Annotated in this window: 14 protein-coding genes and 1 tRNA gene; 10 read left to right on the top strand and 5 right to left on the bottom strand. The window is 59.8% G+C overall.

The window, feature by feature from the left end; genetic code table 11:
* The first annotated feature begins 18 nt into the window (after window positions 1-18).
* The gene (locus tag RCF49_RS16545; RefSeq protein WP_342640892.1) at window positions 19-1122 is read left to right on the top strand and encodes an LLM class flavin-dependent oxidoreductase; all 1104 of its coding nucleotides are present in this window, start codon (window positions 19-21) and stop codon (window positions 1120-1122) included.
* A 141-nt stretch (window positions 1123-1263) separates the two neighbouring features.
* The gene (locus RCF49_RS16540; protein WP_342640891.1) at window positions 1264-1653 is read left to right on the top strand and encodes a carboxymuconolactone decarboxylase family protein; all 390 of its coding nucleotides are present in this window, start codon (window positions 1264-1266) and stop codon (window positions 1651-1653) included.
* A 3-nt stretch (window positions 1654-1656) separates the two neighbouring features.
* Here RCF49_RS16540 and RCF49_RS16535 read toward each other — a convergent pair whose 3' ends face one another.
* Window positions 1657-2268, bottom strand: a complete 612-nt coding sequence (locus RCF49_RS16535; RefSeq protein WP_342640890.1) for a cysteine hydrolase family protein — start codon at window positions 2266-2268, stop codon at window positions 1657-1659.
* 199 nt (window positions 2269-2467) lie between these two features.
* On the opposite strand from RCF49_RS16535, the gene RCF49_RS16530 reads away from it, so the two are divergent.
* The 6 genes from RCF49_RS16530 to RCF49_RS16505 all read left to right on the top strand — a co-directional run bounded on the left by RCF49_RS16530 (window position 2468) and on the right by RCF49_RS16505 (window position 9008).
* The gene (locus tag RCF49_RS16530; protein ID WP_342640889.1) at window positions 2468-3673 is read left to right on the top strand and encodes a quaternary amine ABC transporter ATP-binding protein; all 1206 of its coding nucleotides are present in this window, start codon (window positions 2468-2470) and stop codon (window positions 3671-3673) included.
* Complete coding sequence (locus tag RCF49_RS16525; RefSeq protein WP_342640888.1) at window positions 3667-4608, top strand: ABC transporter permease; 942 nt, start codon at window positions 3667-3669, stop codon at window positions 4606-4608. Before RCF49_RS16530 ends, RCF49_RS16525 begins: the two co-directional genes overlap by 7 nt.
* Window positions 4609-4665: 57 nt before the next feature.
* On the top strand, window positions 4666-5718 hold the full coding sequence (proX, locus tag RCF49_RS16520) for a glycine betaine/L-proline ABC transporter substrate-binding protein ProX (protein ID WP_342640887.1): 1053 nt from the start codon (window positions 4666-4668) through the stop codon (window positions 5716-5718).
* 641 nt (window positions 5719-6359) lie between these two features.
* On the top strand, window positions 6360-6833 hold the full coding sequence (locus RCF49_RS16515; protein WP_342640886.1) for a YsnF/AvaK domain-containing protein: 474 nt from the start codon (window positions 6360-6362) through the stop codon (window positions 6831-6833).
* A gap of 47 nt (window positions 6834-6880) precedes the next feature.
* Window positions 6881-7726: a YsnF/AvaK domain-containing protein gene (locus RCF49_RS16510; RefSeq protein WP_342640885.1), complete on the top strand. Its 846-nt coding sequence runs from the start codon at window positions 6881-6883 to the stop codon at window positions 7724-7726.
* A gap of 139 nt (window positions 7727-7865) precedes the next feature.
* Entirely contained in the window at window positions 7866-9008 is a 1143-nt protein-coding gene (locus tag RCF49_RS16505; RefSeq protein WP_342640884.1) for a transporter substrate-binding domain-containing protein, read from the top strand.
* A gap of 66 nt (window positions 9009-9074) precedes the next feature.
* On the opposite strand, the gene bla is transcribed toward RCF49_RS16505, so the two are convergent.
* Window positions 9075-9896: a class A beta-lactamase gene (gene bla, locus RCF49_RS16500; protein ID WP_432807410.1), complete on the bottom strand. Its 822-nt coding sequence runs from the start codon at window positions 9894-9896 to the stop codon at window positions 9075-9077.
* A 1030-nt stretch (window positions 9897-10926) separates the two neighbouring features.
* On the opposite strand from bla, the gene RCF49_RS16495 reads away from it, so the two are divergent.
* Together RCF49_RS16495 and RCF49_RS16490 are read left to right on the top strand one after the other, a co-directional pair.
* Window positions 10927-11265, top strand: coding sequence for a hypothetical protein (locus RCF49_RS16495; protein WP_342640882.1), 339 nt, complete (start codon window positions 10927-10929; stop codon window positions 11263-11265).
* 219 nt (window positions 11266-11484) lie between these two features.
* Window positions 11485-12396: a BON domain-containing protein gene (locus tag RCF49_RS16490; protein WP_342640881.1), complete on the top strand. Its 912-nt coding sequence runs from the start codon at window positions 11485-11487 to the stop codon at window positions 12394-12396.
* 93 nt (window positions 12397-12489) lie between these two features.
* Here RCF49_RS16490 and RCF49_RS16485 read toward each other — a convergent pair whose 3' ends face one another.
* The 3 genes from RCF49_RS16485 to RCF49_RS16475 all read right to left on the bottom strand — a co-directional run bounded on the left by RCF49_RS16485 (window position 12490) and on the right by RCF49_RS16475 (window position 14310).
* Window positions 12490-13596, bottom strand: a complete 1107-nt coding sequence (locus RCF49_RS16485) for an HWE histidine kinase domain-containing protein (protein ID WP_342640880.1) — start codon at window positions 13594-13596, stop codon at window positions 12490-12492.
* A gap of 147 nt (window positions 13597-13743) precedes the next feature.
* Window positions 13744-13819 (bottom strand) — tRNA-Glu (locus RCF49_RS16480).
* An 89-nt stretch (window positions 13820-13908) separates the two neighbouring features.
* Window positions 13909-14310 (bottom strand): hypothetical protein, encoded by a 402-nt coding sequence (locus RCF49_RS16475; protein ID WP_342640879.1) that lies wholly within the window; start codon window positions 14308-14310, stop codon window positions 13909-13911.
* Window positions 14311-14410 lie beyond the last annotated feature (100 nt).

The raw sequence follows: 14410 nt of genomic DNA, 5'->3' as shown, positions 1-14410 counted from the left end.
AAGGAAAGAGATGAATCCATGAAGTTCTCGCTCTCACTCCACATGGAACGGTTCAGCCCCTCCGAGGACCTGACCCAGATCAAGAACGAGGTTTTGACCCTGGTGCGCATGGCGGACGAAGGGGGCTTCGTCACCGTGTGGACGCCGGAACATCACACGATCGAATTCACCATTGCGCCAGGGCCGTTCTCGATCCTCACCTGGTGGGGGGCTCATACGGAGCGGGTGCGGCTCGGCACAGCGACGATCGTCGCGCCCTATTGGGATCCGATCCGGCTGGCGGGTGAAGCCGCTCTCTGCGATCACCTGATCGATGGCCGGCTCGAGCTTGGCATTGCGCGCGGCGCTTACCAGTATGAGTTCGACCGCATGGCTGGAGGGATCCCGCAGCAGCTGGGCGGCGCCTATCTGCGTGAGCTGGTGCCGGCTGTGCTGAAGCTGTGGCAGGGCGACTATGCCCATGACGGTGAGTATTGGAAATTCCCCACGGCAACCTCGGTGCCCAAGCCGTTGCAGCAGCCGCATCCGCCGATCTGGGTGGCGGCGCGCGATCCGCAGACCTATGACTGGGCCTTCAAGGTGGGCGCGAATATCATGGCGACCCCCCTCTCCTCCCCCATGGCGGAAGTCGCCAATCTCGGGAACAAGTTCCGCAAAGCCTGCGCCGACAATCCGCAAGTGCCGCGGCCCAAGTTCATGATGCTGCGCCGGGCCTGCGTTTACGAGCGGTCGGAGGATTGGGAAACTCCGGTGAAGATGTCGATCGATTATGGTCGCGCGTTCGAGAACCTGTTCCAGAATATCGGCACGGTCGAGAATGGCTTTCCGGAGCGAGTGTCCTACGACAACGTGAACAATCGCCAGAATTACGATCCGCACGCGGTCCGTGAGGCCATGCTGTTCGGCACGCCCGATGAGGTGATCGAGAAGCTGTATGCCTATGAGGCGGCCGGCGTCGATGAGGTCTGCCTCGGCATCTCCTTCAACAATCCCTTCGCCATGCAGAAGAAGACGCTGGAGCTGTTCATCCGCGAGGTTCTGCCCGTATTCGCGGAAAGGGAGACGGAGCGCGAGCGGGAAGCCGCGAAGGCGCGTGCCAAACAAACTGCTCTCGCAGACTGAAGTCCAGACTAAGGCGCTGGTGTGCGGCGAAGCGCGGGTGGGGGACCCCGCGCTTCTCTGCTATTGGTCGTTGGGTCAAGAGCCGACCATTGCCAGCAGCCACACCTGCCGTGCCGCCATGTTGAAGCCAAGGGAGATGTTATGGACAAGGAATTGCAGAAGAAGGGGGAAGCGGTCCGCCGCAAGGTGCTCGGCGACGCTTATGTCGACAACGCGCTGAAAAATGCCGGCGCGTTCGGAGCGCCTTTTCAGGAGGTGCTCAATGAATATTGCTGGGGACAGTGCTGGACGGACGAGTCGCTAAGCCTTCAGCAGCGCAGTATTCTCAACCTCGGTATGCTCGCCGCGCTGGGCCGGATGCATGAGTTCGGTGTTCATTTCCGCGGCGCAATCCGCAATGGGCTCACTGATGAGGAGCTGCGCGCAATCCTGATCCAGATCGCCGTTTATTGTGGTGTTCCGGCCGGCGTGGAATGCTTCCGCATCGCCAAGACCGTGCGGGCCGAGATGGAGGCTGAAAAGGCGGGATGAGGTTCAGCCGGCAATGATCTCGCTGGCCGACATCACCCAACCGTAGTTGCGGGCGAAGCCCTCCAGAGCCGCCCGCTTACCCTCGGGATTGCTGGACGATACCGCGTCAGAGACCAACACCGTGGGCAAACCGAAGTGAACCGCATGCCGGGCCGTGTCCTCGACGCACATCTCCGCAACCGTACCGGTGACGACCACGCTTCCCACGGCGCGTGCGGTGAGCTCCCGGTCGAGATCTGTGTTGTGAAACGCGCTGAAATAGATCTTGTCGATCACCAATTCGCCGGGTTGAGGCCGCAGCTCGTCAATAATATCAGCGCCGTCTCTGGCCCCGTCGACATCGGCATAGGCGCGCTCGAAGCCAGGCACACAGGCATTGACCGGCGGCTCCAGCGCCGCAATCCAGGGCAGCTTACGCTTCAGGGGCAGATACAGCGGATGCGCCACATAGCGCGTATAGATCACCGGGCGGCTCCGGTCGCGGAAATGTGTAATCAGCTGCCCAATGATCGGAATGGTCTCACGGGCTTCCGGCACTTCGAAAGGTGCGCCGCGCCTGACGAAGTCATTCTGCATATCAATGACGAGAAGAGCCGGGTCTTTCAGCGGATTCAAGGAATTCTCTTTCCGGATAGGATCACATCACCATGTATGCTACACCACACCTAGGTTACTCATGCTATCCTTCGTAGGAGTGCGCATCGGTTCGTCTCCTAGGCAACGCCGGAAGACGGTTTAGCAAAATCCTTCACCAATACGCAGCAATTGATCCCTGTATGGGACTGATCCCAATCTTGAAAAACCAGAGGCGAGCGTGACAGACCGGATCACGATCGAACATCTTTATAAGATCTTCGGCGACCAGCCGAAACAGGCGCTCGACATGCTTCTTGCAGGCGAAGGCAAGGAGAGCGTCCTGGCCAAGACCGAACAGGTGGTCGGTCTGAATGACGTCTCGCTGTCGGTTCCCGCTGGCGCGATCTATATGGTGATGGGTCTCTCCGGTTCGGGCAAGTCCACGCTGGCCCGATGCATCAACCGGCTGATCGAGCCCACTAGCGGCCGCATCCTGATCGATGGTGAAGACATCGTCGGTGCCAGCGAGGACAGGCTGCGGGAGCTGCGCCGCACCCGAATTTCGATGGTTTTCCAGCATTTCGCGCTGCTGCCCAACAAAAGCGTGATCGAAAATGTCGAATTCGGCCTGAAGCTCAGAGGCGTTGGCGCGAAGGAGCGGCGTAAAAAGGCGGAAGAGGTGCTGACGGTCGTCGGGCTTGCGTCTTGGGCCCATCACCGTCCCGACGCCCTCAGCGGCGGCATGCGCCAGCGTGTCGGCCTTGCGCGGGCGCTCGCGACAGATGCGGATGTGCTGATCATGGACGAGGCGTTCAGCGCGCTCGATCCTCTCATCCGCAGCGAAATGCAGGATGAGCTTTTGCGCCTGCAACGGGTGCTCAAGAAGACGATCCTGTTCATCACCCATGATTTCCAAGAAGCCCTGAAGCTTGGTACGCGGATCGCGATCATGGCGGATGGCGCGGTGGTGCGCGAGGGCTCGCCCCAGGACATCGTGCTCCATCCGAATAATGACTATGTGGCCGCCTTCACACGCGACGTCGACCGGGCGCGGCTGTTCGATGCCGGGTCTGTGATGGTGGAAACGCCGGCGATCGTGCTCAATGGCAGCAATACTACGGAAATCCCGGCGGTCGCTGGCGGTCCGGCCTTCGTCGTGGACGGGACAGGCCGCCCCGTGGGGGTGGTTCCCGCCGACGCGCTGCCCCAGGCCCGTCAAGGCGCGGCGCTCAACACGATCATTTCCCAGAATTACGGAACAGTCCGACGCAATACCAAGCTTGCCGAAGTGGCCAGCCTCTTCGGTGGCAATAAACCGGTGGCCGTCATCGATGATGAGGGCCGCTTCCTTGGCCATGTGGACCCGGTCCGTGTGCTTGCGCGCATCGGCCTCCCGGCGGCAACAGCGTCCCAGAGCAACAACCCGGCCGCGCAGCAATGTTGAAACCTGAAGACCTCTACATCGTCCCGTTAGATCAGTGGATCCAGATCGGCGTCCGCTGGGTGGCCCTGCATTTCCGGCCATTATTCCAGACCATCAAATGGCCGGTGGAAACGCTGCTGTCCGGCATTGATTCCGCGCTGCATGCCATTCCCTTCCCTATCCTCATCCTTGCCTTCGCGCTGCTTGCCTGGCGCGTGGCCTCGCGCGGGGTGGGCCTGTTCACGCTCGTCTCGCTGGTCGTGATCGCGTTTATCGGTCTGTGGTCGGAAGCCATGACGACCCTGTCGCTGATCGCGACGGCGATCGTGGTCTGCGTGATCATCGGCGTGCCGGTCGGCATTCTCTGCGCGCGCAGCGACAAAGCATGGAGCATCATTCGTCCGATCCTCGACGTGATGCAGACCACGCCAAGCTTCGTCTATCTGGTGCCGGTCGTCATGCTGTTCGGGGTGGGTACCGTGCCGGGCGGGGTCGCCGTGATCGTGGCGGCCATTCCGCCGCTCATCCGCTTCACCAATCTCGGCATTCGCATGGTCAATTCCGAGATGGTCGAAGCTGGCCGGGCATTCGGTGCCACCAACCGGCAGCTGCTCTGGGAGGTGCAATTGCCTTTAGCATTGCCGACCATTCTCGGCGGTTTAAACCAAACCGTGCTGATGGCCATGGTCATGTCGGTGATTGTCGCTATGATCGGCGCCGAGGGCCTGGGCCTGGTCGTGCTGCAAGGCCTCGGACGGCTTGATGTGGGCCGCGCGGCCGTTGGCGGCATCGCCATCGTCCTGCTCGCGATGATTCTTGACCGGATCACCCAGGCGCTGGCCAAGACGGAGAAGCGCAAAGGCAGTCGCAGCCTAATGGCCACGGTGTCACAGGCCATTCGCCCTCGTAGCGAGGCGGTGGACGGCATCGAGACCCATGAACCCGCGAAATCGTAGCGACCGCGCAGGTCGCACCACCGGAAACCAGATCGTCTCATGTAAAGGGGAGAGCATATGACGTTGAATGACAGACATTGGCCGAGACTTGCAGGCGCGGCAGCTCTTGCGGTCGGGCTGCTCGCAGGAGGACTGCCGAGCTTCGCTCAGGAGCTGCCCGGTGAAGGCAAGACTGTTCGCTACGTTTCGTCCGACAGTCTCGGCGCCAACTATGTCCAGGACCAGATCCTGATCGCCGGCCTCGAAAAGCTGGGCTACGACGTTCAGCTGTCCACGATGAACATGTCGGCGATCCTGCAGGCGATCTCGCAGGGCGACCTGGACATGACCGGCGACATCAACTGGCCACAGGCTCAGCCCGCCATCGAGCAAATCGCCGATCAGGTCGAGCTGCTCAATGAGGGCACGATCATTGGCGGCGGCATCAACGGCTATGTCATCGACAAGAAGACGGCCGAAGCCAATAACATCACCAATATCGAGCAGCTCAAGGATCCGAAGCTCGCTGCGCTGTTCGATACGGATGGTGACGGCAAGGCCAATCTCAACAATTGCGATCCGGCCTGGAAATGCGGTGACGTGGTCGACTTCCAGATCAAGGAGTTCGGGCTTTCGGATACCGTCGAGTCGGTTCGCGCCAAGTACGAGCCACTCGTGGCAGAGGTGTTTGCGCGGGTCGATCGCGGCGAGCCTATTCTGCTTTACACATGGAGCCCGTCCTGGATCGTCTATACGCTCAAGCCCGGCGAGGATGTGGTGTGGGTGCCGATCCCGTATGACGCCCTGCCAGAAGGCGTGAGCAAGCCCAAGACGCATGAGGTGAAGGACGTCGTCGGCTGCGCAGGCGGCCAGAATCCCTGCCGCATGGCCGTCGGCCCGTGGAATTGGCGTACGCTCGCCAATAAGGAGTTCGCTGCCGAAAATCCGGCGGTGAAGAAGTTCGTCGAGCTCGCCAAGTGGCCGCTCGAGACCTGGAGCGAGTGGGAAGGTGCACTCGGCAAAGGTGCGAAGACCAATGCCGACATGAAGAAAATCGCGGACGAGTGGATCAGCAAGAACCAGGCCGAGTTCGACGGCTGGGTTCAGCAGGCTGCTGCCGCGGCGAAGTAACGTCAGGCCGCATCACCGGCCGGAGCGGGATGCTCCATCCCGCTCTCAATCCCCATTCGAAGCAAGATCGGTTCCAAGCACAGGGCGCAAGGCATTTACGACCCAGGACCGATCATGCTCTGAGAACGAGGGCGAAGAAAGAGGCGCGAGGCATGCTCGCGCCTCTTTTTTTGGCGCATGCGTCCAAGCGCTTGGCTCGCGGAATGTTCTTCACGCGGGCCGCATCCATTTCGCTCGAAAGGGGGAGAATTCTTTACCTTCTGTCAAGGGACACACCGCAATCTAGGCTTGATTGTTTTCACAACCAGAGGTAGAATTTCCAATAGATACTGTTTCGCCAAGATAGATAGGCATTGCTCATCGCCATTGGCCGGGATTTACCAATGTGAGATTTTCGCTTAGCTGGATCTCTGGAGAAGCTTCCAAGATCAAGCGAGAAAACATGATGAAATTTATCTTCCAAAAACGAGCATGACCACAGAGTCTCTCATTTTAATTTCGGAGGAGACTATGTGCTGAACCATTCAACCAGAACAGATATTTCTGCCGCGGTGGTCGGGGTCGCTCGATCGCAGGACGGCTCCGGTGGGCCGGCGCGAGCACGCGTGCGCTATCTTTCACCCAAGTAACGGTCTCTCCCCATGATTGCCAAGACCAACAAAGCCACTAGCAAGCGCGATACGGAAGCGGACTCTGATGGGGCCACTCCATCCGACTCGATACCTGAAAAGATCAGCGAAACCCTAATCCCGCTCCACGCTGAGGAACTCTCCGTCACAAAGGAGAAGGTCGAAACTGGCCGGGTCCATGTTGGCACAGTTACGCGCACCCATCAGGAAGTCGTCGAAGAAGACCTCTCGCGCGACCGCGTCGAGATTGAGCGTATTCCAGTGAACCAGACGATCGATGCAATGCCAGAGGTTCGCCAGGACGGCAATGTCACCATCGTCCCGGTTGTGGAGGAGATCCTGGTTCTTCAGCGGCGTCTTGTCTTGCGGGAGGAGATTCATATTCGCCGCATACATAGCACAGAAAAATACCGAGAGGCTGTCACTTTGCGCCGACAAGAAGCCGTAATCTCGCGAACTCCGAGCACCCCCACACCGGATGAATAGCTCCGGCTGACAAGCTTTCATTTCAATCTATTGCGAGGAATACTTAGATGTCTTACCAAACCATGGTTGCGGTATTTGATAGTCCGAAGCAGGCAAATCGCGTGATGAAGGCGCTACAAGCTGCGGGTTTCGCGGAAGCCGATATCAGCTTGTTCGACAAAGGCAGACTGTCAAGCAACGGCAAAAACAAGCTCACTGATCCTGCTGTTTGGCAAAAACTGTTCGGTGACGGCATCTTCGAACATGAGGCGGCGGTTTACAGCCAGGCTCTCGATCAAGGCGGGGTTGTTCTGTCCTTACGCGTGATCGACAACGAGGTCGCTCATGCTGCCGGCATTCTCGACTTGCATCACCCCATCGATGTTCATGATCGGGCGAAAACGAACGGCATTGCCAAGCCCGCCCATGTGGACACGATCGCTAAAGCATTAGCGGCAACTCCGCTTCCCGCTGACCAGAAGGTCGCGGTGACGCCAAAGCTTGCCGATGCGCATGATGACGTGCTGCGCCTGGCGGAAGAACAATTAAACGTGGGCAAGGAGAAGGTCGAAACGGGAAAGACCCGCGTTCGCCGTTTCGTCACAGAGCGCCCAGTTACCGCGAACGTCACGCTGCATGAAGAGCATGCGGACGTCATCCGGAAGGCAATCACCGATCCATCCTATGTGGCCGATGTCGATTGGGCAGACAGCACGATCGAGGTGGTCGAGACGGCCGAGCATGCGCTGGTGAACAAGACGGCTCGGATTGTCGAGGAAGTCTCACTGAAGCTCACCGGTAGCGATCACGTCGAAACCGTACACGACAAAGTCCGCCGTCAGCAGGTCGAAATCGAACACATTCCTGCAGATGGCGATGTCTCATCAACCACCGCGCCGACGGCCAACTCATAACGGCTTGTGTGCCGAAGCCGAACGCCTCGGCTTTCGACCAAAGGCTCAGGAGCGGCTCTTTCACCAAGCGCCGCTCCGCCGCGACTCGGCGCCTACGACGCGTCCAAAATTCAGGCCGTGGGGAACAGAGGAAAGCTCCGTGTTGCTATCGGCACGCCGTTTCGCCATCACCCTCATCCTGCTTTGCTCCATACTGCCTAGCCCGGCCTCATCTCAGAGCGTTGACGACGCAGGCCGGCCCGACAAAGTGCTTGTCGTAGGCACCAAGGAAGCGCCGCCCTTCGCCATGAAGACTGCCAGCGGCGAATGGGAAGGCATCAGCATCGACTTGTGGCGCCGCATCGCCGAGCAACTCGGGTGGCGCTATGACTTTCAAGAGAAAACCCTCGCGGATCTTCTAAAGGGTACCGCTGATGGATCACTGGATGCGGCTGTCGGTGCCCTCACCATTACGGCCGACCGAGAGAAACACCTCGACTTCTCCCAGCCCTTCTACGAGACCGGCCTCAGCATCGCTGTTCCAAAGGGGCATTTCAGCTGGACGCATATCATCCAGGGCATTGTCTCGGGCAATCTCATCATGGGAGTGCTGGGACTGATTGGCGCCATGGTCATGGTCGGCACAGTCCTATGGCTGATCGAGCGCCGCAAGAACCAACATTTCGGTGAAGGCGCGACCGGCTTCATCTCCAGCCTGCTGTGGTCGGCCATGACGGCCATAGGACATTCGCATCATAAGGCCCCGACGACGATCGCCGGAGAGCTACTAGCGATGTTGTGGATACTCACCTCGGTGATCGTCGTCTCGACCTTCACAGCTCTGATTGCCTCCGCTCTGACCACGTCTCAACTGCGTGGCACTATACACGGCATCGGGGACCTCCATTCGGTGCGGGTGGGCACGGTCGCCAGTTCCGAGGCCGCAGATTTTCTGCATGGCCAGCGCATTGAGTTCGAGACATTCGCCACTCTCGAGGAGGGGCTTCGCGCAGTCAATGAGCGGCAGGTGGACGCGTTCGTCTATGATCGCCCCCTCCTTGCCTGGCAGATCAACCGGAGCTTCCGGACAACGCTCGACCTTCTGGACCCGGTCTTCGACAAACAGAACTACGGCATCGCGCTGCCCACCGGCAGTGCGCTGCGCGAACCGCTTGACCAGGCAATCTTGGCTGAAACGCGAAGCGACTGGTGGAAAAGGATGACCCACGAGTATATCGGGGAGAGCCCCGATCACCGGATTCCATCGGCCAGTGAAGGCTTGCTTGGCCACGGTCATCATTAAATCGAGATGGCGCGTTTGAGCCGTCCCAAACGCGCCCGACTGGTTATTGATGTCGAGCGGCGGTGCTCAGTTATCTGAGAGGGTAGCCGCCAAGGCGCGCCCTATCTCCGCAAAGGCCGCATTGCGTTCATCCATGGATCGTTTGGTCTCGGTGACATAGATGGCCGCAATGACAGGCTTTCGCGCGGGAGGCCAGATAACAGCCACGATCCCGCGCGAGCCATGCGCGCCCGCGCCGGTCCTGTCTGCGATCTTCCAGCTCTCAGGCAGTCCGGCGCGAAGGAGCGGTCCACCGACCTTGTTCGCGATGAGCCAACCCGTAAGCTGCTCACGCGATGTCGTGGAAAGCGCATCCTCGAGGACCAGCTTTCGGAGGCTCGTCACGATGGCGTTCGGGGTGGTCGTATCACGGGGATCTCCCGGAGTTGCCTCGTTGAGCTCAGGCTCCTTGCGATCCAGTCTCGTGACCTTGTCCTCGATCGAACGCATGAATTTGGTCAATCCGGCGGGACCGCCGAGGCTATCGAGCACCAGATTGGCGGCTGTGTTGTCGCTCATGGACGTGGCGGCGTCGCAGAGCTCGAACAAGGTCATGCCCTTACCATCGGCATGGTTCTCCGTAATCGGAGAATAGGTGACGAGCTCGTTCTTATGGAAATGCACGGATCTGTTCAGGTCCTCTTTGCCTGCGTCCACGCGCGCCAGAACGGCGGCGCAGGCAAAGGCCTTGAATGTGCTCGCCATTGGAAAGCGCTCGTCGGCGCGATGGCGCCATTCTCTTCCCGTCTCGGTGTCGACAATCGCCGCGCCCAACCGTCCACCAAGGCGCGCTTCAATCTCGGCGAGCTTGGCTGCCAAGGCGTCGTCCTTCTCCGCTGCGCCTGCCATAGGTCCACAGAGCAAGAGGAACCCGGCCGCGAGAAGCGAACTTGCCAGCCTCGTAAACTCGCGCCTGCCCCGAGCGATGTCGGTTTTCACAGAATAGCGCATCAGCTGCAAGTTCCTGCGCGTTTGCGTTTTCTTCAGGCAATCCGGGATCCACTTCTCAATGGCTCGAAACCGCTCGAGTGTGCTCACATCCAACTCCAAAATTTTGATACAAAGGCAGCGACCATCTTGGGGCGAGCGGTTCTCCCTGACCTCAGGGACTTTTTTTGGGCAAGCGCAGCGGGCCGCCCATTGTCCCACAGAAAGAGGCTGTGTGCTGAAGGGGCGGCGTTTCACATGTCGCATCGTTTCGCACCAGGCCCGTCTTCAGCTCTCCTCAATTCCTGGCTGGCTTTATGGAAGAGCACAAACTCAGCCTCGGATGATCAATAACCGGGTGCGAAGCAGGGATGGCATGGAATGGTGCAGGCACGAGGTGAGCCGCCCAGACATTTGATGAGTGGTGGGGATTTGGCTCGTTGCCCACCTCTGTGGAGCGGAGAATGGGCAGAAGCACGCCATGCGTAGGCTCCTGATCAGGCTGGCGGCCACACCCGGTATCTGGCTCCTCGTTGCACTGGTGCTGTGGGTGGTTCTGATGTCGCCGCTCATCGTCATGTGGGTCTGGCCATAAATTCGGCAATATCGAGCAGCTGGCCCGAGAAACACCCGGCACCGCATCGCCTGCGAAAGTCGGCATGGTTCATGCATGTCACAGAAGGACCAATGGAGGTGACATGCTGTACGAGTTTCTCGCGTTCTGCTGTGGCATCGCGCTTTATCTGCTGGCGGAATGGGCCATCAAACAGGCACGCAAACGGCAGTGAGCTGGGCGCTAGACAAGCAGTGCGGACCATCGGAATTTTTTCCGGCATCGGAACCAAGATTGCGACGGATGATTGAACAGAGGCGGTGGGATCTGCACCGGTCCCGCTCGCCAGCCGCCGCCGGGGCTGATCGGCGATAGCCTTACCGGCCAGGAAATGGCGCCGTGACGAACGATCCCATAAGCATTCTGAGTGATCTCTACACCAGCGAAATCAATTGGAGGATAGCGACCTCCTGGGAGACTGGCTTTCGGGCTACGCTGGGAGACGGCTCGGATGGGATCTTCGCCCAGAGTGATTTCAGGACGATGGAAGAGGCGGTTGATTTTCTCGCCAAGCATGCGATCAGGTTTTTCCCCAATAGCACATTCGCCAATAAGCATAGCGCGCGTTACTACTCCCAAGAGCAAGAGCTCATTGTGGAGGAAGAGGCAGCCGGTGTGACGGCGAGCCCGCTCATTCAGCTGGAGCCGGCCGGCGACAAAGGCCAGCGGGCAGGCTAGCGTTTTCGAACAGAGCCATTCCGTACCCTCCCCAAGCCCTGCCCTCCTGGGGACTAGGCGGCACGATCCGCTACACCTGAGAACATCTCAGCCGTCATAGACGATCACCACCCCAAACCCGGCGTGCCCATTCCGGAACGTGCGATCAGCCTAGGCGTTGCGCTCTAAACCACCGCAGAACGGTGGTGCTCTTTCAATGCAGATTAGAGGAATCCTCCCATGGCAGATTATGATCGGCGTAGGGATGAGCAAGAGCGGTATAGATACCGCAACGAGGACCGTGATCGCTGGCAGAACGAAGGCGGCTTCGGTGAATATGGCCGCGAAGCTCGTTCTCCCGATTATGGCGGGACCCACATGGGCGAGTATGGCCGCGAACGGCATTGGCGCGGCTATGAAGAAGGTGGCTATAGGCCTGAGGGTCTTAGTCGCAGCTATGGCTCGAGCGGGGACTACCGTGGCGCTTCGGGATACGGCCGCAGCAGCGAAGGCTCCCGCGGCCGGTTCGGCGGGGAATATGGCGAAGGCGGTTTCGGTGAAAGCAGCGGATATGGCCGTGGCTATGGCTCGAGCGGTTACGGCTCAAGCGGCTATGGTCGGGGCTATGGCGGGGCGTATGGCGGATATGGCCATGGGGGATATGGCCGTGGGGAGCATTCCGGCTCGGGCGAGTACGGCCGCGGCAAGGAACGGGGCTTCTGGGACCGGGCGTCCGACGAAGTCTCCTCATGGTTCGGTGATGAACAGGCCGAACGACGCCGTCACATGGATGAGATGCAAGGAGCCCATCGCGGACGCGGTCCCAAGGGCTATGCGCGATCGGATGACCGGATCCGCGAAGACGTTTGCGACCGCCTATCCGATGACCCGTGGGTAGATGCGTCGGAAATCGACGTGACCGTCTCGAACCGGGAGGTGACGCTTTCCGGCACGGTGGACAGTCGCGAGGCAAAACGGCGCGCAGAAGATTGTGTGGAGCGGGTCTCCGGCGTGACGAACGTCAATAATAACCTGCGGGTCCAAAGCCAGAGCATGGTGTCCGGTACGCAAAGCACGGGCATGGGAAAAGCAACGACGGCTGGCCAGACAGCGGACACCGATACCGGCACGAACTTCCGCCGGAGTGGATAATTCCTCCCTATTGGCGGCACCTTGACTTGCTCAAGGTGCCGTCTTCTGCCGTTCCCCAACCGTACAAGCATTGCGGGTGAAGCGGAGGTAGACTTAGAAGGGGATGGATATCCGGCATTCGACCCCGCTGGCCTCGAAGCGCCGCTCGAGCTGGCCGCGGAGCTGCTGCTCGACAATCCGGCGTAACAGCCGCGAGCCAAAGTTCTCGATTGCGGCTGCTTTAACCTCCGGGCCGTCGCGTTCGACCCAGCTCAGCGAGAGCCATCCATTCTCCACCCACCAATATACCATGAGGCGGCCCTCGGATTTCGACAGGGCACCATGTTTCAAGGCGTTGGTCGCCAATTCGTTCAGAACAAGGCCGAGGGCTACCGCGCGAGGACCATCAATGTGAAGCGCGGCGCCGTCAACCTGGATCCGGTTGGTGATTTCCGGCCCATAGGGCTCAAGCTCCGTCGAGACGAGCTCTCGAATATCCACCGTTGCCCGATGGGCGAGCTCGTGATCGAGCAGCTGATGGGCGCGGGCGAGAGCCATCAGGCGAACAGATAGGGCGTGCGCATGTTCGGGCGGTAGGCTGAGCTGCGCCAAGGCCTGAACCGCAGCATAGGCGTTCTTCACGCGGTGCCTCAGCTCGTCGCGCGCAAGTTCAGCGTCCGTCAGCGCCCGGGAGAGCGCATCCACAAGCCTGATATGCTCGATCGCGCTGGCGGTGGCGTGTGCCAGAGTTTGCAGCGTGCTGATCTCTTGGGAGGAGGCCTGGTAAGACCTTAGCCAATATACCTCAATGGCGCCGACCGGGTCCGACGCGTGGACCGGAACGATGACGGTTCCAGCAATCGGCGTCCGACGATATGCCTTCAGCAAAGGTCGGTCGTCGCGGCCGAGGTCGGGTACGACCAAGTTCTGCTTGTGGAGTATCGTCCAGCCGGCGGCGCACTCGGTCAGGGCGATGCATCGACCCTTCCAAAAAGGGCGGACTGCATCCTCCTCTACATAGATGCAGTCATTGCTTTGCCTGAGTATCAGCGCGGCTCCATCCGCCTTAAGCAAGCTCCGAGCGGTGTTTGGAACGAGTTGTGCAACATCTTCAAGATTGGTTGCGCTGGAGAGCGCCTCGATCGCCCTTATAAGCTCGTTTATATCCTGGCGAGGCTGCTCAGATTTGCTATTTTGTCTTTGGATTCCGCTCTCGATCATGCCTAAGAGATTGTAAATTTCTTCCCAACTAGGCAAAAAACGCGAGAGAAAAGGGGATGGTTCCGATTTGTGAGGTGAACGAGCGGAAGGAAGCAGAACCACTGAGGGGAGAAAAATGCGGCCGAGCTATCAGCTTTTGCTAAACTTTGGCGCTCCCAAGGGGACTCGAACCCCTGTTTTCGCCGTGAGAGGGCGACGTCCTAGACCGCTAGACGATGGGAGCAGGCACCGGCTCTCTAGAGGCCGCGCTGCGCGAGGATCCTATAGCCCGGTCCGATAGGGAATGGCAAGTGGAAAGCCCGTCCAAAGCCGCTATTCCCCAACCAAGGACGCCTCCCCCGCCCGCAGCCGCAGGCGAGCAAGCACTTTGCCGCTTTCAAGATCGATCACGATTACCTGCCCCAAGCCGCCTGCGGAGGGGTTATCGGGAGTGGTGACGAGCGCTACCCGATTGCCGGCCATTTCGATCTGCCGTATCACCGAGCCCCGAGGCACAGCCACATCGATGAGCGGCTGAATGGCGGCGGAGGGTGCGGCATCACTTTCCTGCCCTGGCGCGCTCGCGGCCGGCGCGGGCTGCGGCAAGATCGACGTCACAGCCTGGGCGGATTGCTCCTTCTTACCCCCACCCGCACCTCGATAAATCATGGCGATGATGATGGTCGCGAGCGCCGCCACGATGAGCAAGCCAAGGCCGATGCAAATCGCCTTCAAGATCCTTATCTTGCGGATATCCGCTTCGGGCAGGGAATCAGTCGAGATTGGTGATGGTGATGGACGCTGAGAAGACGCGGGAGACGACGGCCGAGCTGAC

It is taken from the genome of Rhodoligotrophos sp. CJ14 (genome assembly GCF_038811545.1).
Taxonomy (GTDB): domain Bacteria; phylum Pseudomonadota; class Alphaproteobacteria; order Rhizobiales; family Im1; genus Rhodoligotrophos; species Rhodoligotrophos ferricapiens.
Note: the sequence above shows the minus strand (reverse complement) of the source record. Positions and strands in the feature narration are given on the sequence as shown.